Annotated in this window: 24 protein-coding genes; 14 read left to right on the top strand and 10 right to left on the bottom strand. The window is 57.4% G+C overall.

Annotated elements, in window-relative coordinates; all coding sequences use genetic code 11:
- Positions 1–3: 3 nt before the first annotated feature.
- The 4 genes from E5Q11_RS00690 to E5Q11_RS00705 all read right to left on the bottom strand — a co-directional run bounded on the left by E5Q11_RS00690 (position 4) and on the right by E5Q11_RS00705 (position 4,163).
- Positions 4–777 (bottom strand): ABC transporter ATP-binding protein, encoded by a 774-nt coding sequence (locus E5Q11_RS00690; protein ID WP_135801492.1) that lies wholly within the window; start codon positions 775–777, stop codon positions 4–6.
- 88 nt (positions 778–865) lie between these two features.
- Positions 866–2,650 (bottom strand): ABC transporter ATP-binding protein, encoded by a 1,785-nt coding sequence (locus E5Q11_RS00695; protein ID WP_135801493.1) that lies wholly within the window; start codon positions 2,648–2,650, stop codon positions 866–868.
- Positions 2,651–2,782: 132 nt separating this feature from the next.
- Positions 2,783–3,433, bottom strand: coding sequence for a NirD/YgiW/YdeI family stress tolerance protein (locus tag E5Q11_RS00700; protein ID WP_135801494.1), 651 nt, complete (start codon positions 3,431–3,433; stop codon positions 2,783–2,785).
- Positions 3,434–3,710: 277 nt separating this feature from the next.
- On the bottom strand, positions 3,711–4,163 hold the full coding sequence (locus E5Q11_RS00705; protein WP_135801495.1) for a YaiI/YqxD family protein: 453 nt from the start codon (positions 4,161–4,163) through the stop codon (positions 3,711–3,713).
- 325 nt (positions 4,164–4,488) lie between these two features.
- On the opposite strand from E5Q11_RS00705, the gene E5Q11_RS00710 reads away from it, so the two are divergent.
- The gene (locus E5Q11_RS00710; RefSeq protein WP_225314991.1) at positions 4,489–5,025 is read left to right on the top strand and encodes a histidine phosphatase family protein; all 537 of its coding nucleotides are present in this window, start codon (positions 4,489–4,491) and stop codon (positions 5,023–5,025) included.
- A gap of 20 nt (positions 5,026–5,045) precedes the next feature.
- Here the strand turns inward: E5Q11_RS00710 and E5Q11_RS00715 are convergent, their stop codons facing one another.
- Positions 5,046–6,035 (bottom strand): glycosyl transferase family 90, encoded by a 990-nt coding sequence (locus E5Q11_RS00715; RefSeq protein WP_135801497.1) that lies wholly within the window; start codon positions 6,033–6,035, stop codon positions 5,046–5,048.
- A gap of 334 nt (positions 6,036–6,369) precedes the next feature.
- Here E5Q11_RS00715 and pdhA point away from each other — a divergent pair, with 334 nt between their 5' ends.
- The 5 genes from pdhA (at position 6,370) to E5Q11_RS00740 (ending at position 12,066) form a co-directional block, all read left to right on the top strand.
- On the top strand, positions 6,370–7,449 hold the full coding sequence (gene pdhA / locus E5Q11_RS00720) for a pyruvate dehydrogenase (acetyl-transferring) E1 component subunit alpha (protein ID WP_135801498.1): 1,080 nt from the start codon (positions 6,370–6,372) through the stop codon (positions 7,447–7,449).
- On the top strand, positions 7,446–8,438 hold the full coding sequence (locus E5Q11_RS00725) for an alpha-ketoacid dehydrogenase subunit beta (RefSeq protein WP_135801499.1): 993 nt from the start codon (positions 7,446–7,448) through the stop codon (positions 8,436–8,438). The genes pdhA and E5Q11_RS00725 overlap by 4 nt, the downstream gene beginning before the upstream one ends.
- Complete coding sequence (locus E5Q11_RS00730) at positions 8,435–9,439, top strand: dihydrolipoamide acetyltransferase family protein (protein ID WP_135801500.1); 1,005 nt, start codon at positions 8,435–8,437, stop codon at positions 9,437–9,439. The genes E5Q11_RS00725 and E5Q11_RS00730 overlap by 4 nt, the downstream gene beginning before the upstream one ends.
- Positions 9,440–9,471: 32 nt before the next feature.
- Complete coding sequence (locus tag E5Q11_RS00735) at positions 9,472–9,933, top strand: copper chaperone PCu(A)C (protein ID WP_168215584.1); 462 nt, start codon at positions 9,472–9,474, stop codon at positions 9,931–9,933.
- Between the two features lie 144 nt (positions 9,934–10,077).
- Entirely contained in the window at positions 10,078–12,066 is a 1,989-nt protein-coding gene (locus tag E5Q11_RS00740; RefSeq protein WP_135801502.1) for a bifunctional metallophosphatase/5'-nucleotidase, read from the top strand.
- A 52-nt stretch (positions 12,067–12,118) separates the two neighbouring features.
- Here the strand turns inward: E5Q11_RS00740 and E5Q11_RS00745 are convergent, their stop codons facing one another.
- Entirely contained in the window at positions 12,119–14,110 is a 1,992-nt protein-coding gene (locus E5Q11_RS00745; protein WP_135801503.1) for a hypothetical protein, read from the bottom strand.
- Positions 14,111–14,234: 124 nt separating this feature from the next.
- Positions 14,235–16,412, bottom strand: coding sequence for a catalase/peroxidase HPI (gene katG / locus E5Q11_RS00750; protein ID WP_135801504.1), 2,178 nt, complete (start codon positions 16,410–16,412; stop codon positions 14,235–14,237).
- 444 nt (positions 16,413–16,856) lie between these two features.
- Here katG and E5Q11_RS00755 point away from each other — a divergent pair, with 444 nt between their 5' ends.
- Positions 16,857–17,606: a fibro-slime domain-containing protein gene (locus E5Q11_RS00755; RefSeq protein WP_135801505.1), complete on the top strand. Its 750-nt coding sequence runs from the start codon at positions 16,857–16,859 to the stop codon at positions 17,604–17,606.
- A 29-nt stretch (positions 17,607–17,635) separates the two neighbouring features.
- On the opposite strand, the gene E5Q11_RS00760 is transcribed toward E5Q11_RS00755, so the two are convergent.
- Positions 17,636–18,652, bottom strand: coding sequence for a 2-dehydropantoate 2-reductase (locus E5Q11_RS00760; protein WP_135801506.1), 1,017 nt, complete (start codon positions 18,650–18,652; stop codon positions 17,636–17,638).
- A 166-nt stretch (positions 18,653–18,818) separates the two neighbouring features.
- Between E5Q11_RS00760 and E5Q11_RS00765 the strand changes: the two genes are divergently transcribed.
- Entirely contained in the window at positions 18,819–19,490 is a 672-nt protein-coding gene (locus E5Q11_RS00765) for an SDR family oxidoreductase (protein WP_135801507.1), read from the top strand.
- 67 nt (positions 19,491–19,557) lie between these two features.
- Here E5Q11_RS00765 and E5Q11_RS00770 read toward each other — a convergent pair whose 3' ends face one another.
- On the bottom strand, positions 19,558–19,764 hold the full coding sequence (locus E5Q11_RS00770; protein WP_027831301.1) for a cold-shock protein: 207 nt from the start codon (positions 19,762–19,764) through the stop codon (positions 19,558–19,560).
- Between the two features lie 238 nt (positions 19,765–20,002).
- Here E5Q11_RS00770 and E5Q11_RS00775 point away from each other — a divergent pair, with 238 nt between their 5' ends.
- The 6 genes from E5Q11_RS00775 (at position 20,003) to E5Q11_RS00800 (ending at position 23,890) form a co-directional block, all read left to right on the top strand.
- The gene (locus E5Q11_RS00775) at positions 20,003–20,581 is read left to right on the top strand and encodes a CPBP family intramembrane glutamic endopeptidase (protein WP_225314990.1); all 579 of its coding nucleotides are present in this window, start codon (positions 20,003–20,005) and stop codon (positions 20,579–20,581) included.
- A 37-nt stretch (positions 20,582–20,618) separates the two neighbouring features.
- Positions 20,619–20,921 carry a hypothetical protein gene (locus E5Q11_RS00780; RefSeq protein ID WP_135801508.1) on the top strand — a complete coding sequence of 101 codons (303 nt, stop codon included), beginning with the start codon at positions 20,619–20,621 and terminating at the stop codon, positions 20,919–20,921.
- Positions 20,922–21,026: 105 nt separating this feature from the next.
- A complete protein-coding gene (locus E5Q11_RS00785; protein ID WP_135801509.1) occupies positions 21,027–22,376 on the top strand; it encodes a hypothetical protein in 1,350 nt (449 codons plus the stop codon).
- Positions 22,377–22,489: 113 nt separating this feature from the next.
- Positions 22,490–22,903 carry an alternative ribosome rescue aminoacyl-tRNA hydrolase ArfB gene (arfB, locus tag E5Q11_RS00790; protein ID WP_135801510.1) on the top strand — a complete coding sequence of 138 codons (414 nt, stop codon included), beginning with the start codon at positions 22,490–22,492 and terminating at the stop codon, positions 22,901–22,903.
- 16 nt (positions 22,904–22,919) lie between these two features.
- Positions 22,920–23,237, top strand: a complete 318-nt coding sequence (locus E5Q11_RS00795; RefSeq protein WP_135801511.1) for a putative signal transducing protein — start codon at positions 22,920–22,922, stop codon at positions 23,235–23,237.
- Positions 23,234–23,890, top strand: coding sequence for a class I SAM-dependent methyltransferase (locus E5Q11_RS00800; RefSeq protein ID WP_225314989.1), 657 nt, complete (start codon positions 23,234–23,236; stop codon positions 23,888–23,890). The genes E5Q11_RS00795 and E5Q11_RS00800 overlap by 4 nt, the downstream gene beginning before the upstream one ends.
- On the opposite strand, the gene E5Q11_RS00805 is transcribed toward E5Q11_RS00800, so the two are convergent.
- The gene (locus tag E5Q11_RS00805; RefSeq protein WP_135801512.1) at positions 23,887–25,323 is read right to left on the bottom strand and encodes a phospholipase D family protein; all 1,437 of its coding nucleotides are present in this window, start codon (positions 25,321–25,323) and stop codon (positions 23,887–23,889) included. The genes E5Q11_RS00800 and E5Q11_RS00805 overlap by 4 nt on opposite strands.
- Positions 25,324–25,468 lie beyond the last annotated feature (145 nt).

The raw sequence follows: 25,468 nt of genomic DNA on the forward strand, positions 1-25,468 counted from the left end.
CGCCTAATGAACATAGGAGATCCACTGCTGCGGCGCCCGTTCCATGACGCCCATGGGCACGCCATAAATGGATTCCAGTATCTGCGAGTCCATGATCTCCCGGGGGCTGCCGTCAGCCACCAGCTGACCGGATTTCAGGGCCACCAGGCGGTCACAGAAGCGGGCCGCGAGGTCCACGTCGTGCAGCACAACAATTACGGTGAGCTCCCGCTCTTCGGCAAGGCGGTGGACCAGCCGAAGGGTCTCCACCTGATGTTTCACATCAAGGGCGGAAATCGGTTCATCCAGGAGCAAGCAGCGGGTCTGCTGCGCCAGTAGCATGGCAATCCAGGCCCGCTGGCGCTCACCGCCGGACAGGGTGTCCACGGAGCGGTGGCGGAAATTCCCAAGGTCGGTATCGGCGATGGCCTGATCGATCAGCCGGTGGTCTTCCCGGGTGTAACGCCCAAGCGGACCCCGCCAGGGATAGCGCCCCAGGGCTACAAGCTCTCGCACCGTCAGGCCATCGGTCGCGGGTGGATGTTGAGGCAGGTAGCCGACAGTGCGGGCAAACTCCCGCGCGCCGGTTTTTCTGAAGGATCTGCCATGCAGGTGTGCATCGCCGGAAGACGGCACCAACTGACGCGCCAGGACTTTCAGCAGGGTCGATTTTCCGGACCCGTTATGGCCGAGCAGTGCGGTTACTTCGCCTTCGCGAAAGCCCAGAGTGATGCGGTGCAGTATGGCGGTGTCACCAATCTGTACGCCCAGATCGGTGACGTCGAAGAAGTCAGACATGCAGGCTCCTGAATTTCAGAGCCGGAACTATAATCTAAATGATAATCACTAGCAATAATGCTGGGCATCCAAAGTTTGCTGCTGATTGTCAGATCTGTCCGGTCTGCACCCGCCATTGCGCGGCATAGGGTCCCTGATTGTTTAACAGATCCTCGTGGGTGCCGGATTCCACCACCTGACCCTTCTCAACCACGGCGATGGTGTCGGCGTCCACAATGGTGGAAAGCCGGTGCGCAATCATGATGACCGTGCGGTTATGGCCGATGCGCTTGAGTGAACGCTGGATAGCGGCTTCGGTTTCGTTGTCCACGGCGCTGGTGGCTTCATCCAGAACCAGAATCGGCGGATCTTTTAACAGTGCTCTGGCCAGGGATAGCCGCTGTCGCTGGCCGCCGGAGAGCCGCACGCCACGTTCGCCCACCGGTGTTTCCAGGCCGTCTGGCAGGGCTTCGATAAAGCCCCAGGCTTCGGCGGTTTTTGCAGCGTCCATGATGTCGGCATCGGTAGCATCCGGTTTGCCGTAGGCCAGATTCTCGCGGATGCTGCCCTCGAACAGATAGACATCCTGGCTGACCAGCCCGATAGCACTTCGCAGGGAATTCAGGCTGAGGTCGCGAATGGGCTGGCCGTCGATCCGGATTTCACCCTGGCTGGGGTCGTAGAACCGCAGCAGCAGTTTGATCAGCGTGGATTTGCCGGAACCTGTGGCGCCGACCAGGGCCAGGGTGTGGCCCGCCGGTACCTGCAGGCTGATGTTGTCGATGCCAGCGCCGCTGGATGGGTAATGAAAACTCACGCTATCCACTTCCACCATGCCTTTCACCGGCGCTTCCAGTGTCTTGCCGCCTTCATCCCGAACATGCACTGGCTCGGCTAGCAGGTCCAGAATCCGCCGGGTGCTGGCCATGGCCCGCTCAAACAGGTCGATGACTTCAGCCAGGCCGGTCAGTGGCCAGAGCAGGCGCTGGGTCAGGAATACCAGCACACCGTAGGCACCCACGTTCAGGCTGCCTTCCAGGGCCATCATGCCGCCAACCGTAAAGGTGGCCAGAAAGCCCGCCAGGATGGCCATGCGGATGATGGGAATGAAGGCAGAGCTGATGCGGATCGCCCGCCGGTTGGCCTGCACATAGGCTTCACTGCTTTCCTTCAGCCGCGCAGCTTCCCGGTTTTCGGCGGTGAAGCTTTTGATAGTGGCAATGCCGCCCAGATTATTCGCCAGCCGGCTGGAAAGGTCGCCGACTTTTTCACGAACATCCGCGTAAAGCGGCCCGGCCTTGCGCTGAAAATAGAAGGCGCCCCAGATAATCAGGGGAATGGGCGTGAACGCCAGCAGCGCAATCAGCGGGGAGAGCACGAAGAAGACGGCGCCCACGGCCACCACGGTGACCACCACCTGGATCATGGCGTTGGCGCCGCCATCCAGGAAGCGCTCTAGCTGGTTGACGTCGTCGTTCATGGTTGCAACCAGCTGGCCGGAGCTGCGGGCCTCGAAAAAGCTCATGTCCAGGCGCTGGGCATGTTCGTAGGCATCCTGGCGCAGATCGGATTGCAGGCGTTGGGCCAAGTTGCGCCAGAGGATCTGGAACAGGTATTCGAAGATGGACTCACCGGCCCAGATGAAGAAAGTCAGTATCGCCAGAATGGTGATCTGTTCCTGGGCGGTCTCAAAGCCCAGGCCGGCCACAAAGCTCTCTTCCTGGTTCACCACCACATCAATGGCGACCCCAATCAGAATTTCCGGCGCTATGTCGAACAGCTTGTTGATCACCGAGCAGGTGGAGGCCGCAATGATCTGCTTGCGATAACCGCGGGCGTATTTGAGGAGCCGGGTGAGGGCGGCAAAACTGCTGCTGTGCTGTCTGTCTGACATGGGTCGCTCATGACGAAGTGGGGATCAACAGAGCGGAAAGGGTAGCTGCTTCGAAGTTGAATTAAAAGAGAATCATTATCATAAGGAAAGCCCCGCGTTCGCGGGGCTTTCGGGCTGGCTGTGCCTCTGCGGTCAAGAGGCGCTCTCATCGTCCAGAGTAACAACGGTATCCGCCATTACCTCTGTTTTTTCAAAGGTGTCGTACTCAATGTCACCGGTAACGGTCACCAGGTCGCCTTTCTCGATTTGCTGATAACCCTCGTTATCGGTCGGATCGTAGGGCATCAATGCGGTATCAATCGTCATCTCCTGAGCACCGGAGTCGATGGTAAATTCAGTGCCCGAAACGCTGTTTACGGTGCCCGTGAGCACCAGATTGCCAACGTCGATCACTGGCGCGATATCAAGATCACTCGCGGTTTCTTCATCGCGGGCACTGGCGAAGAAATAGGTACCCAGATTTTCGACGTAAACGCTGCTCGCTTCGACTTTGGCGGTTTCAAAAGTGTCGTCATCGACTTCACCGTAAACCGTAACCTTGTCGCCGGGCAGAACTTCGCCCTGTTCTTCGTACCAGTCCCAGTCGTCCATTTCCACAGTGACCAGACCCCGGCCGTAATCCAGCATAAAGGTGTCGGCCGTGGTGCTGGTTACCGTGCCACTTAGGGTTATCCAGGAGCCGTCGGACTGAAGATACGGGCTTTCCGTTTCTGCGGCCGAGGCTGCTGCTGGCAGAATGACAAAGGTTGACGCCACTGCAATTGATAGAGCTGTGCGTTTCATAATTTGATCTCCTTGCCGTTTCCGGCTTTTTGATCTCGAAATGTACGGATGCGGTGTTTGTGTTAATCACCTTATCCGCCGCCTGTGTCCATCAATGTGCGATTTAGTTCAGTAGAATAAAGGTTTTTAAATACATGTTAATGATCAGGCAATTTCCCATGTTTCTGGCAAATGCCTCATAGGAACGTACTTGAGGCGCTCGCCGTTGAAAGGCGCCTATTCGCTTTTGAAGCTTTTGAAGATTTCATTACCGCCGTCCTCCGTGGGTTTTACCTTTTCAGCGTTTTTGGTTCTTTTGCAGCCAGCGGTCGAGTTTATCCGCAAACTCTTTGCGGTCGGTCTGGCTGAAGGGGGCAGGCCCCCCGGTGACCTGGCCGGCGCTGCGCATTTCCTCCATGAAATTACGCATGGCCAGGCGCTGGCGGATGTTTTCTTTGGTGAAGGCCTGGCCCCTGGGGTTGAAGACATCGGCGCCTTTTTCGATGGCTTCGGCGGCCAGGGGGATGTCCTGGGTGATTACCAGGTCGCCCTTGTGCATCTGGTCCACGATTTCGTTGTCGGCGACGTCGAAGCCCTGGGGGACCTGGCGGCGTTTGATGTAGGGGCTTGGGGGCAGGGTGATGACGTGGTTGGCGATGAAGGTGGTGTCGACCTGCCAGCGGGTTGCTGCGCGGCAGAGTATTTCCCGGATTGGCACGGGGCAGGCGTCGGCGTCGACCCAGATTGGCATGGTTGGTTCCTTCGTCGTATGGCTTATATCCTGGGAGTTTACCTTTTGTTGTTGTGAGCCTGGAAGTTCGTGGCCGCGTATATCTATTAGGCCTGCGTGTTTGAGGCCTGCGCCATTGGGGATGGGGTTTCCAAAAACCGCTACGAGCACGTCCATGTGCGCTTGTTTCCGGCCATCCTTGGCCTCCAACATTTTTGGAAACCCCATCCCCAATAGCGCGATCAGGCCACGGAGAAATCTCCGCGGATTTTGTGGTTGTTCCAATAAAGACTTGAGGGCAGTGATGAGGGCTCGAATTTTTTCTACTGCATTTCTGGCATTAATAATGGGCGCTATTTTCATGGCTCCCTACATTGCCCGTGCTGATCAAGCGGCAGCTCTGCAAGCGCTTCGGGACGGGGAGGCTGTCCTGATGATGCGTCATGCGTTGGCGCCGGGCACGGGGGATCCGTCGAATTTCCAGGTGGATGACTGTAGTACCCAGCGGAATCTGAATGAGACCGGGCGGGAGCAGGCGCGGGCGTGGAAGCCGTTTCTGGCGGAGCATGGGATTACCGAGGCGCGGGTGTTTTCCAGTCAGTGGTGTCGGTGTCTGGATACGGCTACCGAAATGGATATGGGGAAGGTTACGGAGTGGACGTCGTTGAATTCGTTTTTCCGGAATCGGAGTCAGGGGCCAGCCCAGACGCGGGAGACGATTGAGCGGGTAAACGGGCTCGGGGATGGTGCGCCGGTTATTCTGGTGTCTCACCAGGTGAACACCACGGCATTGACGGGCATTTTTCCGTCGTCCAATGAGGGGGTGATTCTGGCGCTGCCACTGTCGGATTCGCCGGAGATTCTGGCGCGGGTATCGCCCTGATTATTGATTGACCATTCTGATCAGCCTGGTTGGAGAGCAGCTCGCTGGCCGGTTTCCTGGCGGCTGAGTTCCAGGTATTTCTGCATCACCAGTAGCGCGGTAATGCGTTCGGTGCGTTCGTCGCGGAAGCGGGCGACGTGGCGTTGGGCGTTGGCGATGATGGCTTCGGCTTCTTCCGGGTGGGCGGTGTAGTATTCGATTTTTTCAGGCAGGTCGGAGTGGTCGTCGGCCAGTTGGACGTAGTGATAGCCCGGTATCAGGGCCCCTTCCATGAACCAGGTTTCGAACTTCGGGCGGCGCATCAGGCACAGGGAGTTGGAGGCCATGATCCACTTCAGGTTTGTCGCCACGTCTATGCCTTCCACGCTCACCACAAACTGGTATTCCAGCTGCTCTTCGATGCTCATGAAGTCTTTGTGATAGGCCTGCTTTTCCGGTTCCTTGTGCTGCGTGCAGCCGATGTTGCATAGCGGATGGTCGGCAAATCGTGAGGCGAATTCGACTCGGTGTGGGCGGTTGGATTTTCCTCGCCATACAGCCATGGGTTTCTTGTCGGCGAAGGCCCGTCTGTCCGGCACGAAATGATAGTGGCGGATGGCGTTGAGTTTCAGCAGCACCGAATTGCGGTTGCTCTGGTCCGGTCGGATCGGGCGGCTTTTTACGAAACGGGGCTGGTCCGGTATTTCGGTCACGTCGCCGAACTGGTAATCGACTTTGCGATTGCACGGGAAAAAGCGGATCAGGCTGCTGAAGTCTATACAGTAGGCGGTGCTTTTGCCCGCAAAGCGGAAACTGCCGGTGGTTTCTGCCGTTTTCGAAGGGCTGAACGGCTGGGTCAGGCGGTTGTAATAAGCCACTCGACGCTGAATATCGGCCTGATGGGCGGCGGGCAGCCGTTCGAAGGAGTCCAGTAAAGCCTTTCGCCGGTTTTGCCAGAACATCCGGGGCAGCAGGCAGCGGAGTCCGTGTTGCAGGTATACGGCCAGCTTGTGGGCGGACTTTGCGGTCATTGCGGCTGTAGTCCTCTTACTCGAACGGAAATATCCATCCTTCGACTGTGAGGTCTGCCTGTTACATTGGAATGGCAGGGCAGTGACGTTTCAGTGACGGCGTAATTACTTCCCGATGACAGTCCTGCTTTGATACTTCATTTGCCCAATCCCCGCTTTTTGTCTAAAACTGAATCAGGGGTGTGTGAATGGAGCGCCACCCATAGTCCCAACGGCGTGTGATCCACGTTTAACAATCGAACAGTCAGCCTTGTCGCTGCCGGCCTTCCTGCCAAAAGCGGATTGCCAGAGTGCAGCGGAACCTTCTACCAGAGGGCGGGGCGGGGAGAATGGGATGAGACAGATCCACGAATTCCGTGTGGATAGCGTTTGCTATCTCGACGATCAAGGCGCGCCTCTGGGCGATCTGCCGCCACAGGCCAAAGACACCGACCGGTTGCTGGCCGCCTACCGCAACATGGTGCTGACTCGCACCTTTGATGCCAAAACCATTGCCCTGCAACGCACCGGAAAGTGCGGCACTTATCCATCGGTACTGGGCCATGAGGTGACTGGCACAGCCATTGGCCAGAGCATGGCGAGATCGGATGTGTTTGTGCCCTATTACCGTGACCAGGCCACCCATATTCTGCGGGGAGTTTCCCTGACCGAGCTGCTTTTGTATTGGGGCGGCGATGAGCGGGGCAGTGCCTGGAAACACTGCCCGGAAGACCTGCCCATTGCCGTGCCCATCGCAACCCAGAGCTGCCACGCGGTGGGGGTTGCCGCCGCCATGCGAATCCGGGGCGAATCCCGGGCGGTGGTGTGCTGTATCGGTGACGGCGGGACCTCCAAGGGTGACTTTTCCGAGAGCAACAACCTGGCCGGCGCCTGGCATCTGCCGGTGGTGTTTATGGTGATCAATAACCAGTGGGCCATTTCCACGCCCCGCAGCATCCAGACCGGTGCCGACACCATTGCGCAGAAAGCTATTGGTGCCGGTTTGCCAGGCCATATTGTCGACGGCAATGACTTTTTTGCGGTAACCGAGGCCCTGGATAACGCCCTTGAACGGGCGCGGGCCGGTAAAGGCGGTGCGGTGATTGAAGCCTTAACCTACCGGCTTGGCGACCACACAACGGCCGACGATGCTACCCGCTATCGCTCCTCTGACGACCTGCGACAGGCCTGGGAGAAAGACGGCGTCAAACGACTTCAGAACTATCTGCACCGGGCCGGTTTCTGGTCCGCTGAGCGGGAAACCAGCCTACAGGCGGACTGCAGGAGAATCGTCGATCAGGCGGTGGAAGACTATCTGGCCACCGAAGCCGAACCGCCCACTGCCATGATGGACTACCTGTTCGAAACCCTGCCGGAGGCACTGAAATCGCAACGCGAGCGCATTGCGGACAAGTATCGCGGAGGTGCCCTATGAGCCGCTTAGACAGCCGTGATGTCACCCTGGTAGAAGCGGTCAATATGGCCCTGGAATGGGAAATGGCCCATGACGAATCAGTGGTGGTGCTTGGCGAAGATATCGCCACCAATGGCGGCGTCTTCCGCGCCACTGCCGGACTGAAGGACCGCTTCGGCTTCAAGCGGGTGATGGATACCCCGCTGGCGGAAAACCTGATTGCCGGCACCGCCATCGGTATGGCGACCCAGGGCCTGAAACCGGTCGCCGAGTTCCAGTTCATGGGGTTTATCTACGCCGGTATGGAACAGATCATCAGCCACGCCGCCAGAATGCGCAACCGCACCCGAGGGCGGCTGCACTGCCCGCTGGTGTATCGGGCGCCCTTTGGCGGGGGTATCCATGCACCTGAACATCACTCGGAAAGCACTGAAGCCCTTTTCACCCATATTCCGGGCCTGAGGGTGGTCATCCCCAGCTCGCCCCAGCGTGCCTATGGCCAGTTGCTGGCGGCGATCCGCAATCCGGACCCGGTGATTTTCCTCGAGCCCAAACGCATCTACCGCGCGGTGACCCAGAGCGTTGAAAACAATGGCGAAGCCATCCCACTGGATACCTGCTTCACCCTGCGTGAGGGCAGCGATGTGACCTTGATCAGTTGGGGCGCATCGATCATGGAGACCCTGGAAGCGGCGGATGTACTGGCAGAACAGGGGATTTCTGCCGAGGTCATTGATGTATGCACCATCAGCCCACTGGACCGGGAAACCCTGTTGTGTTCCGTGACCAAAACCGGCCGTGCGGTGATTGTGCACGAAGCCTGTCGCAACGGCGGGGTCGGTGCCGAGATTGCGGCCTCCATTGCCGAGGGCGCCTGGCTGGAGCTAAAAGCGCCGGTGGCCAGGGTCACCGGCTACGACACGGTCATGCCGTACTACCGCAACGAACAGGCCTATCTGCCGCAGGTGGATGACATCCTTGAAGCTGCCAAACGGGTGATCGCGCTATGAAAAACTTCAAACTGCCCGACCTGGGGGAAGGTCTGCCGGAAGCGGAAATCGTGGAATGGCACGTAAACGTCGGCGATACCGTGGAGGTGGACCAGGTGCTGGTCAGCGTGGAAACCGCCAAGGCCATTGTGGAAGTGCCGTCACCGGAGGCCGGCACAGTCGCGAAACTCTACGGTCAGCCCGGGGACATCATCCATACCGGCGAACCCTTAATGGCCTATGAAGGCGAGGGCAACGACAGCGGCACCGTGGTAGGCGAGCTAAAAAGAGCCGATACCGGCACCAGCAAAGACAATTTTATCATCGGCGCAGCGGAATCCAGTAAACGCGCGAGGGCGAACCGGGCCAGCTACAGGGCGCGTTCCCTACCGGATGCAGAGCTGCTGCGGGGCACCAGGCGCACCATGGCCAAAAATATGGCGGCCTCCCACTCCCAGGTGGTGCCGGTGTCGATTTTCGAGGATGTGGATATCGACGACTGGAAACCGGGAACGGACATTACCATGCGACTGGTTCAGGCCATTGCCAGAGCCTGCGAAACCTCGCCGGTGATGAACAGCTGGTTTGATGGCGAAACCCTGAGCCGCCGTCTGAAAGACGAAGTGCACATCGGCATCGCCGTGGACACGCCGGAAGGTCTGTTCGTGCCGGTTTTGCGGGACGTCAACCACCGTACCGCAGATGACCTGCGCCAGGGGTTGCAGAACCTGCGTGAAGCAGTGGCAACCCGAAAGATTCCGCCCGCCGAGATGCAGGGCGCGACCATTACCCTGTCGAATTTCGGTACCATGACGGGCCAATACGCCAATCCAATTGTGTCGCCGCCGCAAGTCGCTATCATTGGCGCTGGCGTAATCCGCGAAAAAGTGGTGCCCCACAACGGCAAGCCCGCGGTTAGACGGGTGCTGCCCTTATCGGTTACGTTTGATCATCGAGCCGCTACCGGCGGTGAGGCGTCCCGATTCCTCGGCGCATTGATTGATGAACTTGGAACGGTCTGACAGCAACAGGCTGACAATGAATGAGAGGTACCATGAAAGCGATTTTCACCGTTTTGACCGCAACCATCCTGGCTTTCGGTGCAGGCGCTGCACTGGCCGACAGTTACACCCAGGGCAACATCACCATTACCGATCCGTGGAGCCGCGAGACACCGCCGGGCGTGTCCAAGGGCGTCGCCTATATGAAAATCACCAATAACGGCGACGTGGCAGTCACTCTGATCGATGCAGAAACCACCAAGACCGGCGATGTTACCCTGCATCAAAGCAGGATGAACGGTGACCTGATGACCATGCGCTATGTGGAAGGTGGCCTCAGCATTCCCGCCGGCGAAACCGTGGAACTGCGGCCCGGCGGCTACCACTTTATGCTGGAAGAGCTGGACCGTGGCCTGGTGCGCAACGAGAGCGTTGCCATGACGGTTTTCTTTGAGGATGCCGAGGCCGTCAATATCAAGCTACAGGTGAAATCTGCGGGTGAGATGCACCACTGAACCCCGGATGGTTGTCAAAAGCGTTTGAATTTATTTGCAACTGTTTAGATTTTCTTCAAAGCGACACACAGCGGTCACTGAACGTTCATGGGCGGACGTTAATCTGGATTTTTAGATCCCGGCCCTAATGAACGGAGTGATGAAATGACACAGCCTTTTGCAGGAAAAGTGTTATTGCTGGCGCTTGCTGTCAGCCTTACCGCATGCACGGATACCGCTGACGAGAGTGATGTCGACGATTTGCGCGACGACCTCAACAGTCTCAGTGATCAGGTCAACAACGACGAGACTTTTGAGCTCCAGCTGCTGCACCTGGCAGATATGGACGGCTCAAACGTGGATGCCCTCGCCAACGTGGGTCATCTTGCCGCTATCGTCGACGGGCTGCGCCGCCAGTACCCGGATAACACCCTGTTCGTGAGCTCGGGCGACAATTACATTCCCGGCTCCCGTTACACGGCGTCCGCCGATGACTCTTTCAATACAGTAACCGGGGTGGCCACGCCCGGGGCAGGGCGGGCAGATATCGCCTTCCTGAACGCCATGGGCCTGGAAGTGTCTGCGGTGGGCAATCATGACCTGGACAGCGGTACCAGTGCCTTTGCGTCCCTTGTCTCTGCGGACGCTAACTGGGCGGGAGCTCAGTTTCCGTACCTGAGTACGAACCTGGACTTTTCCACCGACGCCAATGTCAGCTCGCTGGCGGTGACCAACGGCCAGGAGGCCAGTTCGATTCCGAGCAGTCTGGCAGGGAATGCTGTCGTTACGGTCAACGGGGAAGCAATCGGCCTGGTTGGCGCTGTCACCCCAACGCTGGAGAATCTGACATCGACGGGCGATATTACGGTACTGCCTGCCAACGATAGCGTGTCCGATCTGGCCGCTGTCATTCAGTCTTCGGTTGATGAATTGACCGCCGAAGGTATCGACAAGATTATCCTGCTGGCGCATATGCAGCAGATTTCGGTAGAGAAGCAGTTGGCTGGCTTGCTGGAGGACGTTGATATTATCGTCGCCGGCGGCTCGAACACCCTGCTGGCAGATTATAATGACCGCCTGCTGGATGGCGATACCGCCGCTGATACCTACCCCTTGCTGTACACCAGCGCCAAAAACGAGCCGGTGATGCTGGTCAATGTGGATGGCGATTACAAATACCTTGGCAGACTGCTGGTGGAATTTGATAGCCAGGGGCGGGTTATTCTGAACAGCCTGAATCCGCTGGTCAGTGGCGTCTATTCTGCAGAGCAGGATACGGTGGACGCAGTGGGCGGAATGGCCAATGCCACGGTCGATAATATTGTGGATGCGGTGAACGATGTGTTGATTGCCCAGGAGGGCACGATCCTTGGCAACACGTCAGTGTACCTCAACGGCCAGCGTTCGTCCGTGCGCTCTGAGGAAACCAACCTCGGCAACCTGACCGCTGACGCAAACCTGTGGTATGCCCAGCAGTATGATCCAACCGCTGAAATCTCCATCAAGAACGGCGGCGGCATCCGGGCCGATATCGGCAGCTTTGCGTTTCCGGCGGGTTCAACGGATGTTGCGGATCTGGAATATTTCCCGCCTGAAGCTTTCCCCGCGGCCGGCAAGGAAAACGGCGACATTTCCCAGTTCGATATTCAGAGCGCACTGGCATTCAATAACGGTCTGGCTCTGGTCGACGTTACCGCCGGGGAACTGAAAGCCATCGTTGAACATTCGGTCAGCACCGTTGGTGCCGGCGCCTTCCCACAGGTGGGTGGCATGAGCTTTACCTACGATCCTGAGGCTACTGCGGGTAGCCGCGTTACTGAGCTGAGCGTGGGCGCGACGGATGTGGTTATCGGTGGCGCCGTTCAGGCAGTGGGCCCCTTCCGCCTGACGACTCTGAGTTTTCTGGCCGATGGTGGCGATGGCTACCCGATTCCCGAGACCAACCGGGTGGACCTGGTTGCCGACGCAGGTGTCGCTACAAGTGTTGATATGAGTGCTGATGACCCGGGGGCATCCGACTTTGCCATCACCGGTTCTGAGCAGGATGCACTGGCGGAATATCTGCAGGCATTTTTTGCCGATAGCAACACGCCGTTCAGTAATGCAGATTCAATCGTCAGTGGTGCCAATGATGAGCGGATAATGACCCCGTAAATCAGCACAGACTGGACATCAGAAAACAGCGGCCTCTATGGCCGCTGGTTTTCTATGCTTCTGCGCTATCCGCAACGGGCTCGTCTTTGGCCCAACTGCCGAACGCCAATTCCGAAACCCGCTCGATTTCATCTTCAGGCACGGCATTCACGTCGCCCAGTTCCAGTTTGTCGTAGTGGAATGCGTAGAGTCGCGATGCGAATTCGGCGATGGGCAGGGAAGCCTCTCCGCGAATTTCGCCATGGCCACGGGTTGAGCAGTTGATGCCCTGACCCCAGTCCTGGCCGCTGTCGTTGTTGGGGTTGAAAAAATACACCCGCATGTCGTTTTGCGGGCTCAGGCAGACCCTGCGGATAACGATGGCATGACGGCCGACAAAGCGCGCAGCGCTGTCGGTGACCGCGATGCCGGCAGGCTGGGGGTGAATCAGCGGCATATTGTCGTTGTAGAACGGATGGTAGCTGGCATAGAAGTAGCGGATAAAACCGTTGTAATCGGTAATCTCGCCGGTGGTAACGTCGCTGACCACCCGGAAGCCGTGGTTGACCCACCAGCCGTAAAACTCCGGGTTGATCCAGCGGTGTGCATCGTCTTCCCGATCACTACAGCGGCGCCACATTTCGCCGTAAATACGGTCCAGGTGCGGGATTAGCAGCAGGGAAACCGGGTCCACGTCCATCGGAATCTCGGTGACCAGCCCGTCCTCCAGATCTTTTGACGATACCTCATCGCCTTCAAAGCGCATCAGGATTTCGTTATCCCGGGCGGCCCAGGCCAGTAGCTGCAGCAGGTAGTCCGCTTCGTGGTCGGCCCAGAGGCTCAGGCCGATGGCAGACTGGCAGCTGGGGTTGTTGCCCTGGCCCACGCCCAGTGGCTGGCCAAGCAGGTTCAGCACCCCGGCCAGCAGGAAGACACGGGGGCGATGGGCATCCCCGAACACGCTACGTATCATTTCCCGGTTTTCGTCAGATACCCTGAGTTCAATCTGCCGCCATAGCGCCTGAGCAACCGCGGGCGTAAACAGCGAGCCCCGTTCCAGCATCATCGCCAGGCCATAGACCGCCTGGCAGGTCTCAGGAAAGATGGCTTCGTCAATCAGTGTCTTGACCAGCTCGGTGTAGCACAACAGGTCATCCTGACCGGTCATCGTCAGGCCCAGTGCTGCCGACAGCAGGTCGTCTTTTTCTGTGGCGCGCAGGAACCTTATCAGTACCGCGTGATAGGGCGATGCCAGACCGGTGTCGTGCATACTGTCTGCCAGCCGCGCGGCCTCTACGGCCAGGGACAAATCGTCCATCTTTTCAAGACGCTCGAGATAGACAGTGGTGCCCGGGTCTTCCTGGCTTCCCGGCGTTGGCGCATAGAGTGCGCGTACCAGTCTGGTGGCATTTTCGTTGTCCGAGGTTTTCAGTGTCGGATCATAAAGGCAGGTTGCGATCTGCCCGATCATTTCGCGGATGCTGTCGACCTGGATCGGGCGTTGTTCCAGCAGGCGCCAGACTTCGTCGACGAGGCTGTCCAGAAGGTTGGCATAACCGAGATGGTTCACCAGATACTGGTAAAGCGACTGAACAATTACCCCAAGCTGTTTTGGTCGCTCGCGGTCAGCCTCTGAAAGGCTGCCTGAAAGCAGGTCCAGGTTCAGGGCCATCACCTGGGTCAGAAAATGGGATGCCTGCTCCGCAGAAATGCCGGGGTGAAAGTAATCGCCGCGAATGACCGCCAGCATTCGCAATTCACTGATTGCCTCGACAATGGTAGTGACAGCACCGGCCGATCTCAGTGACTGCCGGGCGAGAACCGGCTTGAGCAGCGCTGGCTGCGCCCAGTCGCTGGTGCCAAAAATGCCGGCGGCTTCCAGGGTGGGTATGCGCCGGTAGAGCACATCAAAGCCGCCGGGCATGATCATCAGCTGCCGCGCCCGCTCTAACAGCCCCATGCTTGAGGCCGTGTTGTCCGAGCGCCGGGCGCGGGCAAATTCAGAGATGGCGATGTCGAACTGAATTGACGTATTGGCCAAAGCAGGATCAGAAGATAGGCTCAAGCGGGTAAATCCTTGTTGGTTCGTTCAATACACAGGGTCAGGATAGCGATAATATAACTCAAGGCAAACGGGCATAAAAAAAGCGCGGCCGTTTCCGACCGCGCTTTTCATCTACCGGGTGTGATCACGCCAGATCGAAGCGATCTGCGTTCATCACCTTAGTCCATGCAGCGACGAAGTCGTTGACGAACTTCTCTTCGTTGTCGTCCTGGGCATACACTTCCGCGTAGGCGCGCAGGATAGAGTTGGAACCGAACACCAGGTCAACACGGGTCGCGGTGAACTTGGTGTTGCCGCTCTTACGATCCACGATGTTGTAGGAGTTCTTGCCAGTGGGCTCCCAACGGTTTGCCATGTCGGTGAGGTTCACGAAGAAGTCGTTGGTCAGCTGGCCAACGCGATCTGTGAATACGCCGTGCTTGGTGTTGCCGTAGTTGGTGCCGAGCACCCGCATGCCGCCCATCAGAACGGTCATTTCAGGCGCGGTCAGGCCCATCAGCTGGGCACGGTCCAGAAGCATTTCTTCCGGCTTGACCACGTAGTCCTTCTTCAGCCAGTTGCGGAAGCCATCGGCCAGCGGCTCCATCGGCTCGAAAGACGCGGCATCGGTCTGCTCGTCGGTGGCGTCGCCACGGCCTTTCGAGAAAGGTACGTGCACGTCGTGGCCGGCTGCCTTGGCGGCTTTCTCAACGCCCAGGTTGCCGCCCAGAACGATGACGTCAGCAATGCTGGCGCCGGTCTCGGCAGAGATCTTCTCGTAGACCTTGAGTACCTTGGCCAGACGATCGGGCTCGTTGCCCTCCCAGTCTTTCTGCGGAGCCAGACGGATGCGAGCGCCGTTGGCGCCACCCCGCATGTCGGATCCACGGAAGGTACGGGCGCTGTCCCAGGCTGTGGTGATCAGCTCGTTCAGGCTCAGGCCGGCTTCATCGATCTTAGCCTTGACGATTTCTTCGATGTAGTTGGTCTCACCCTGCGGGCAAGGATCCTGCCAGATCAGGTCTTCAGCAGGCACACCCGGGCCGATGTAACGGGCTTTGGGGCCCATGTCACGGTGAGTCAGCTTGAACCAGGCGCGGGCGAAGCAATCCTGGAAGTAAGCCGGATCTGCCATGAACTTCTCGCAGATGGCGCGGTACTTCGGATCTACCTTCATGGCCATGTCCGCGTCGGTCATCATCGGACGAACGCGGGTCTTCATGTCCGTAGGATCAACCGGCATGTGCTCTTCTTTGATATCTATCGGCTCATACTGATTGGCACCGGCCGGGCTCTTGGTGAGCTTCCACTCATAACCGAACAGCAGGTCGAAGTAACCCATGTCGAACTTGGTCGGGTTGGTGGTCCATGCACCTTCAATACCGGACGTTACGGCATTGGTGGCCTTCCCATCCATGTTCGGATTCATCCAGCCGAAGCCCTGGGTTTCAACGTCAGCACCTTCGGGCTCTGGCCCAAGCGCATCCGCATTACCGTTACCGTGTGCCTTACCAACGGTGTGACCACCGGCAGTCAGGGCCGCAGTCTCTTCATCGTTCATTGCCATACGGGCAAAAGTGGTACGAACCTGCTCTGCGGTTGCCTGCGGATCAGGGTTACCGTTAACACCTTCCGGGTTCACGTAAATCAGACCCATCTGAACAGCGGCCAGCGGGTTTTCCATGGTGTCGGGCTTGGTTACATCTTCGTAACGGTGGTCTGAGGGGGCCAGCCATTCTTTTTCAGAGCCCCAGTAAATGTCTTCTTCCGGGTGCCAGATGTCCGCACGGCCGTAGGAGAAGCCAAAGGTTTTGAAGCCCATGGACTCATAAGCGACGTTGCCGGCCAGAATGAACAGGTCAGCCCAGCTGATCTTGTTGCCATACTTTTTCTTGAGTGGCCACAGCAAACGACGGGCCTTGTCCAGGTTTCCGTTATCTGGGAAAGAGTTGAGCGGGGCGAAACGCTGATTGCCGGTACCGGCACCACCACGGCCATCAGCCAGGCGGTATGTACCCGCAGCGTGCCAAGCCAGACGGATCATCAGGCCGCCGTAGTGACCCCAGTCCGCTGGCCACCAGTCCTGGCTGTCGGTCATCAGCGCATGCATGTCCTTTTCCAGGGCTTCGTAATCGAGCTTTTTGACCTCTTCGCGATAGTCAAAGTCTTCGCCCATCGGGTTGGATTTGGTGTCGTGCTGATGAAGGATCTCGAGGTTCAGATTTTCTGGCCACCACGCCTTAACATCTGCCTGCTGCTGCGTGTTGGAACCATGCATTACGGGGCATTTGCCGCCGGTGCCTGCGTTATTATTACCGTCCATAACTCTCTCCGATCTTGACTGGTTTTGTTGAGCAACTCATCTCAGACTTAACTTCTTGATTCAGGAAGCCTGAACTGAGCCAGACTGCCTTGAGATATTTCCTTTATAGCAATGGTGATCGATTGAAACAATTAAGATTTAATGACTAAAGCTATAGCCTTTGTTTATGGGGCGCTATTTCCTTCCGCAGTAGTTACGCTGCCCGGTGCTGCGACGGTTTATTTGACTATCGCTAAAAACTAGTCGCTGTTTGCAGATTTTGCCACTGGGCACCTAATCGGTCCTTTGAGTGTCTGAATTTTTTACACACTGCTCTCGTTTGTTTTCGCGAGTTTAGCCAGGCTGCTGAAAAATATTTATTTTTTTGGAATGGCACAGAGACTGCATTGTGAGTAGTCCAACCTGCCCGCTAATGATTCGGGTTGCATCGAGGAGAGAACAACTATGAAAAAACTGATTCTGGCCGCAGGCGTTGCTTCGCTGGTCGCGGCTTCGCCGGCGTTTGGTGGCCTGACGCTATCCGGAACCATTTTTGATAAAACAATATCCGAGCCTGATTTTCAGGACGGAATCAGTGGCCTGCAGACGGGGATGGTAGAAACCACACTCGGTGCTGATGGGAATCCCGTTTACATCACCGGAAGTGGAGGTGAGGTTGACAGCCAGACAACATTCAATAACTGGTGGAAGGACACCGGCGCAGGCTCAACAGCTTTTAGCCTGACGCTTGATGAAACTTCCCCAGGTTCTGGATTGTTCGCATATAGCAGTTCCGCTTTCTTCCCGATCGACAATCAACTCGGTGGCAATGAGACAAACACGCACAATTACCACTTTACCATGAAGCTTGGCGGCACTACGTCATTCGAATCCTCTGACGTCTTTAATTTCACTGGTGACGATGACCTTTGGGTGTTTATTAACGGCACTCTTGTGATGGATCTCGGCGGTGTTCATGCTCCTGTGAGCGCGAGCCTCACCGGCGATGATCTGGTCAAAATGGGCCTGTCCACTGGCACTGAATACAGCCTGGATATTTTTTTCGCAGAGCGCCACACCACGCAATCCAACTTCAACATTACCACTTCGTTCCGAGTGGATGATCGGGTTGAAGTACCAGAGCCCGGTTCACTGGCGTTGATGGGCCTTGGCCTGGCAGGTCTTCTGACCTGGCGTCGTCGCCATCACGCCTGACAAGGCTGACACTAGGCCGGACCATACGGTCAGGCCTGCTTCAGGGTTTTAAGAAGAGACTCCGCGCTCCAGGGCCTGGGGTCTTTTTCCTGTTGGTGCATCAGTTCGACCAGCTTCTGGTTCACTGGTGCTTCAGTGCCCAATGATCTGGCCAGCTTGACGACCTCACCGTTGATCCAGTCTACCTCTGTGGGACGCCCCGCCTGAAGGTCTTCCCACATGGATGATCGTGCTACGGGGTCGATGGTCAGCATCTGTTTGGCGACCCGGGTGAAGATCCAGTCGGGTGAGGCCATTAATACGGGAATCAGCCCGGTGGGCAGGCCGGTAAGCTTGACCGTTGGTATTCCGGCCTGTTTAAGAAGCTTCAGGGTCTCCCGCTGGGCCATGGCAAGCACAAGACGGTAGTCGCGCTGCGAGAGCTCTTCCAGCAGAGGCACGCCAGACAGGGCGTTGACCGGGTTATTAAGATTAAGCAGCAGCTTGGACCACATGACCGATTCTATGTCGGTGCGAAGTTCGAGGGGCAGACCCGCTTTTTCAAACCAGGGTAAAGCAGATTCCAGAACCGAGTTTTCGGCAGCCATCAGATGGCCCTCAGTTCCCTGGTGGAAGTGCCCGGGCGCCTGTTGCAGCACATTGAACGGCACCATGCCCGCGACCACGTTAGCGTCGGGCATGGCTTGCTGAAGCTCTGCGGCGTTGGAAATGCCATTCTGCAGGCTGACCACCGGTACGCCGGGTTTTACGTGGGGCGCGAGGGTTTCGCCGGCTTCGCGGGTGGCTGCGGATTTAACTGTAACCAGCACAAGGTCTGCATCGCCCGCAGGCTCTGGAGAGACCACGTAACCAGAATCACCGAGTCCATGTTCTGCACTGAAGCCCTCATAGTCGGTGATCTTGAGCGGATTATCGCGGAACACGGACTGCATCCTGGCACGCCCGATAAATGTGACACTGGCGCCTGCTGAAAGCAGCCGTCCACCGACATAGCAGCCGATGCTGCCGGCACCGAAGATCACGACACGAATAGGGGGATTGTTCATTACTGTTTTCCCGCTGAGAAGTTGATTGTACACCGCAACTTTGAAGCCTGGCTGGTAACCATAGCAGTTCCTGCTTCCTTTCCGAATCAGCAAACATGGGGCCCTTCAATCTGAGGTACAGTCTCGTTAGAGTTAGAGCCATTATCCTTTATTCGAGAGAGGTACCATGTCAGTGATAAAAACCGCCGTTATTACCGGAGCGAATCGTGGGATCGGCCTGGAACTGGCTCGCCAGTTTGCAGGCAGAGGTTACTCAGTGATTGGCGTATGTCGGGCAAGCTCGGATGAGCTGAACGCCATCGCCGCGTCAGTGATTGAGGGAATTGACGTTACCCGTGAAAGCGACATTCAATCGTTGGTCGGCCAGTTGAAAGACACAACCATCGACCTTCTTATCAACAACGCTGGCCTGCTTCAGGATGAAAAACTGGGCAGTATCGATTTTGACTCGATCCGCGCGCAGATGGAAATCAACGCCTACGCGCCGCTAAGGGTGGTAGAAGCATTGGTGTCGAGGATTCCTGACGGTGGAAAGATTGCCAATATCACCAGCCGGATGGGATCAATAGCAGACAACGATTCCGGCGGCCGCTATGGTTACCGCGCGTCGAAGGCGGCGCTGAACGCCTTTGGTAAATCCCTGGCCATGGACCTGAAGCCCCGGGGAATTGCGGTGGCCCAACTTCACCCTGGCTATGTGCAAACCCGCATGGTGAACTTCGGCGGCCTGATTTCGCCAGAGGAGTCCGCCAGTGGACTGGCCGCTCGCATTGACGGTCTTAACCTGGAGAACACCGGGTCATTCTGGCACAGCAATGGGGAAGAGTTGCCCTGGTAAAATGTAAAACCACCAGGCACAAAAAAAGGCAGCCGAAGCTGCCTTTTTCTTACGTGCTGACTGTTATTTAAACAGCAACTACGTTTTCTGCCTGAGGACCTTTCTGGCCTTCAGTAACGGTGAAGTCGACTTGCTGGCCTTCAGCCAGAGTCTTGAAACCGCCACCCTGAATTGCGCTGTAGTGAACGAAGACGTCCGGGCCGCTTTCGCGAGTGATGAAGCCAAAACCTTTTGCTTCGTTGAAAAACTTAACAGTACCGGTAGTTGTAGACATAATATTAATCCTGAAATCGATAATTTAATGTGCAGCCAGACCATCCGAATGATGACTGATCTACGTTGTGCGGAAACAAAAAACGCGCGGGATCAAAAACAGGACAGGCAACTACCAAATTAAAAGCGGTGCGTCTTATTCGTGAAATGCTTTGCTAAATCTTTCCTACGAGAGCCACAGTACTCTTATACTCTCGGCCTTTGCAAATTTATTTTACCCACTGGCCCGGAGTGACCGATTGACTGAACCCGGAAAACGCCCGCAGATATCGCCCCAGGCCGCACTGTTGTTTCAGGGGGCTATCGGTGCAGTTGGTCTGATCGCCATTGTCCTGTTCAGCATCCCTGTTCCTGCTGCGGGCATCAGCCCGGGCGCTGCATTTGGTCTGGGGCTGGCGGGCGCCATTCTGACCTACGGCATTATCCTGCTGCTGTGCCGCTTGTTCGGTGATTCGGCCTGGCATCACCAAATGGAAAAGCTGCACCAATTTGCCTGCGACTATTCCTGGCACGTTCTGATCGCGCTGTCGGTGTTCGCCGGGGTTGGTGAGGAACTGCTGTTCCGAGGTGCTATCCAGGGCTGGATAGCGCAGCAGTTTCACCCGTTGATCGCCATTGCGGTCGCTTCAGTGTTGTTCGGGCTGGTTCACTTTCTTTCCTTCGCCTATTTTGTCATGGCGACCGGGCTGGGGCTGGTTCTGGGGGCAGTCTACGCGCTGACCGACAGCCTGTTTCTGGTGATGGTCTGGCACGGCGTGTACGATATGATTGCGTTATATAGCCTTCGGCGACATCCCCACCTGTTTGGTGTGAAATAGCCTGCCGGGCGGCATTCACCAGAACGAGAGGCAGCTTGTGAGCAAAGACTTTTTCAGAACGATTTTCTGGCCCATTCTCTACTTCTTTGAGAAGGGGAGTGAAGCTGCCAGCACTGAGGGCTATCGCCCGTCCCATCGCAAAATTCTGTTCGCCGTTGGCTTTCTGTTTTTCATCCTGTCCATGGCCACGCTTTTTTTCGTGATCGTCACGGGCACCCTCGGCGGACTTTTCCCGGTGGCCGTCTTTGCCTTTATAAGCCTGGTCTGTGCGGTGGTTGCGACCCTTGGCAGTGACGGTGCTGTGGCGAAAATCTGGGGCAACCAGTCGCCTGAAAAGTGAATTACTGCTGTTTATTCACATAAATCAGAAAAATTGATTCGCGGAATACCCGAACCCTTTCCATACTCAGGCCACTACAAAAATAACCGTGGGTGGTGACTGATAATGAGTGAGCGTAAAGAACTGCCGGGTTGGCGATGGGGCCCGTTTACCTTCCGGCTGCCGTTTTATCACACCAAGCTCTGCTGGTCTGAATTTCTCCAGGGCCTGATGGTGTCTGCCGCTACCGGCCTGGCGCTGGTGCCGATCATGACGGCTTTCTTTGGTTTCAGTTTTGAAGAAGCCATCGCGCTCTCGATGATTCACGCCTTCCTGATTGCCTCAGCCGTGATCGTGTTCGGCGAACCCTATGCCGGTGGCTGGATCACACCGGCGTTGCCGCTTATTCTCGCGTTCGTGATTGGCGGCTACGAGGACCCGTCCAGCCGCTTCCAGGCCATGACTGCTCTGACGCTGGTGTTCGCCAGCCTGGTGTTTATCCTGGGTATTACCGGGCTGGGTCGGAAAATGGTGATCTGGCTGCCGGATACGCTGAAAGCAGGCATTATCCTGGGCGCGTCAATCGCCGCGTTAAAACGGGTCTTTATCGACGACGCCGACAAGTTTCTTCTCGAGCAGCCCATTGCGACCACCATGGCAGTGGCGGTCTGTCTGATTTTTACCTTCTCGATTCCCATGCAGAAGCTCAAAGAGCGAAATCGCTTCTTCCTGATGCTCGGTGCGCTCGGCTTGCTGCCAGGCTTTCTGGTGGCGGCGATGATCGGCCCACTGGTGGGTGAAGTGAACTTTGATATCGAGTGGGGCTTTATGGTGCCGCCGCTGGCGGAAGCCTTTGCCAAGGCGTCTCCTCTGGTCAATGGCTGGCCGACGATTGAAATGCTCGCCCAGAGCATCCCCCTGGCGTTGATTGCCTACATCATTCTATTCGGTGACATCGTGACCGGTAACGAAGTGCTACGGGACGGCATGGCTGTGCGCAAGGATGAGCACATCGACATCAACCTGAATCGCACCCATTACTCCCTGGCGATCCGTAACGCCGCCATGGCCATAGTGGCGCCCTTCTTCCCGACCCAGGGTGCAGTCTGGACCGGCGTCCACGTCATTGTGGTGCAGCGCTGGAAGCAGGGGCCAAAAGCCATGGGTAGCCTGCATAGCGGCCTGGCGTCCTATTATCTGATGGGCCTGCCGTTCATTTATTTCCTGCTTCCACTGATGACCGGGCTAAAGCCCCTGCTGGGTATCGCACTGTCGCTGACGCTGGTGCTGACGGGCTTCGCCTGCGCTTACATCGCGATGTCCATTCCCAAAAGCAATGCCTCACGGGGTACGGTCGTCCTGATTGGCGCAGCGCTGGCGTTTTTCGAACCCTGGATCGGGCTGTTAATTGGTGTGGTGGCAACGCTGACCATGGTCGGCTGGGACCGCAACGCCGATCCCATTCCACATGATTAGAGTTTAGGTCCGGCAGATCATAACGCCCTGCCGCTACTGGCAGGGCGTGGTTCAAGTCTATAAAGTGAAGGTTCAGGCTTTTATGACGGACCATCAAACGGATCAATCTCAGTATGTTGCGAATTTCCGACTCGGTGACCCTGGGTGACTGGGAAATAGAGCTCTCGCAGATTCGGGCGCAGGGAGCGGGCGGGCAGAACGTGAACAAGGTCGCGTCTGCCATCCACCTGCGTTTCGACATCCAGACCTCGAGCCTGCCCCCCTTCTACAAAGAGCGGCTGATGAAACTGTCCGACCAGCGGATCAGCAAAGAGGGCGTGATCGTGATCAAGGCGCAGAAATACCGGACTCAGGAGCTGAACCGAGAGGATGCCCTGGAACGCCTGAAGGAACTGATACTGAGTGCCACCCGCCTGCAGAAAGCCCGCCGACCGACCCGCCCGACCAAGGGCTCCCAGCGCCGCAGGGTGGATCACAAGACCCAGAAGGGGAAGACCAAGGCCCTGCGGGGTAAGGTCAAAGTCTGAATTCAGGAGTCCGGCTATGCTGATTGCCTATCGTGCCCGTGATATCGCCGAAGCTCACATTGTGTCTGGCATGCTTCACGCACAGGGTATCGAAGCCCACGTTGGCGGGCATTACCTGCAGGGCGCCATGGGCGAGATCGGGGCAGCGGGATTCAGCAATGTTCATGTTGAAGATGAAGACTACCCCCGCGCGCGTGACCTGATTGCCGAATACGAGGCGAACCGGCCGGAGGAAGCCTCCAAGCCTGATTCTGGAGGACGGGTCCAGCGCTACGCGATCGGGTTCCTGGTTGCCGTTGCAGTGTTGCTGGCCGTGCTGGTAGGAGCGCTGTGAGCGAGCGGTGCCCAGTCTGCGAGCAGGGTGAGCTGACCCGGTTCCAGGCCGTTAAGGATACCCGCTACCACCGCTGTTCTATGTGCCAGGCTACCCTGATGGCTCCTGAGTGCCGGCTGGGGCCATCAGAAGAGAAAGCGGTTTATGCGCTTCATGACAACAATACTGAAGACCCCGGTTATCGCCAGTTCCTTTCCCGGCTTGCAGAACCGCTGCTGAAACGGCTTTCACCAGGCAGTCGCGGCCTGGATTTTGGCTGCGGCCCCGGGCCTGCGCTGGCTGCGATGCTGGAGGAGTCGGGCATGACAATGTCGCTCTACGATCCCTACTTCCATCCAGACAGGTCAGTCCTGGACCAGCCGTATGATTTTGTTACCTGTACCGAAGTGATCGAGCATCTGTACCACCCAGCGTCGGTGTTTCGGCAACTGGACGGGCTGCTTGTGCCCGGCGCCATCCTGGGCGTGATGACCTGTTTCCAGACAGACGATGCCCGCTTTGCCAACTGGCATTACCGTCGAGACCCCACCCACGTGGTGTTCTACAAGCAGGCGACACTGCAATGGCTGGCCGACCATTATGGCTGGCACCTCGAGGTGCCAGCCAAAGACGTTGCCATATTTCGGAAGCCCGTCAGGCCGTTGCCCGGCTAGAAGGTGGACAGCCCCGTGGCTTCCATAAACCGGTATTGCCAGTAACGCAGCTGCGAATGATCTGCCCAGGCCTGGTAGGGCAGGCTCATGACCGCCGGGCTGCCTGGCCCGCTGAGCCATTGCTCCTCAAAGAACAGGCTGGCCTTCTCGACCGTCGGGTGGCGCCGGTCGGCCAGCACCAGTACATCTGTTTCCAGATTGAGATCGTCCAGGTTGCGGCGGGTGAAGTTCGCGGAACCCAGAAGCATCCGGGCCTGGCCATCCTTGTCCTGTCTTAGTAGCAGTTTGCTGTGACACTGTTCACCTCGGGTGTTGCACCAGCGAACCGAAACCCCATTGTTGGTCAGCTCCATGGCGGCCTGGCGATTTGGTACACCGCTTTTTTCGCGGCCAAACGCATCATGGTTGGCGTCAAGCAGTACCCGCACCTTCACGCCCCGGCGGCTGGCCTTGATCAGGGCTTCCAGGACAGCCCGGTGAGACAGGTAGAACATCGCCATATCAAGCTGATCTCCGGGCTCGGCCGTGGTGATCATGTCCTGGGCGGCATCGAGGATAGCCGACTCGGTCACTACCTGGATGCGCACATCCCCGGCGGGCGCCACCTCACTGATGCGGCCCAGAGCATTGTCGACCGCGCGGGTGCTGGCGTCTGACATGGCAAGAACAGCGCGTTCGCTGCGCAGCAGGTCTGCCACTGCGGGGCCGCCAAAGCTGAGCCCGACGTTACTGTGGTGGCTGCTGCCATCGTGGGGGTTGGCAGACGAAACCAGTGCCCGGAAGCCGTCCGGGCTGTCGGTAACCAGAATTTTCCGGTGATTGGCCTTGAAGTTCAGCAGGCTGAGATAGCTGCGCAGCGTCACTTTCTGGTCACCAATCGGGTTGGGAAGCCATCCGGCCTCGGAGGAATTGCCGAACCACTGGCAGCAGATCCGCCACACACCCGACCACAAGGGGTTGCTGTCCCGAAGCGGCGTCAGGTCCGTGAGCGTGACTTGAATCCCGGCCTCCTCCAGTGCCTGGAAATGAGGCGATTCCGTGCCTCCATAGAGCGTGTTGATCGGGTCTGATATCACCACGATCGCAAGCTCCGGAAAGGCTTCCCGCTGGCGGATCAGGGCCTGGGTCAGTTGCATGGCCAGAGGCCGTCCCTGCTGGGTTTCACCTCCTGTGCTGTTGTACAGGAACATATCCACCAGAATGAATTCGCGGGCCTGTTGGATCATCGACCGGGTTTCGTTGAACAGTTCATGGTCAAGGCGAGGCGCTTCGTCGCCGAAATGTAGTGTGCGATCCGTTAACAGCCGGGGTTCCACCAATGGATGAATAGCCCCCGAATAGGCGATGCCGCTGGGTAGTGGTTTGAACGAGTGGTATACACCGGTGCCAGTAATGGCCAGCAGAAAAAGCGCGAGCAGTAACTTTATGGTCATCGCCAGATTCCCTGGTTGAAGGTCTGTTTTCCATTGATTTCAGGACTATACGTGACCTTTCAGCCCGCGTCTTTTACCGAATGATATTGCCTGAGCTTCAGATCCGGCCCGTGATGCGGGTCCCACTCGAACAAACCCTTACAAA

Source organism: Marinobacter confluentis (genome assembly GCF_004785685.1).
Classification (GTDB): Bacteria; Pseudomonadota; Gammaproteobacteria; order Pseudomonadales; family Oleiphilaceae; genus Marinobacter; species Marinobacter confluentis.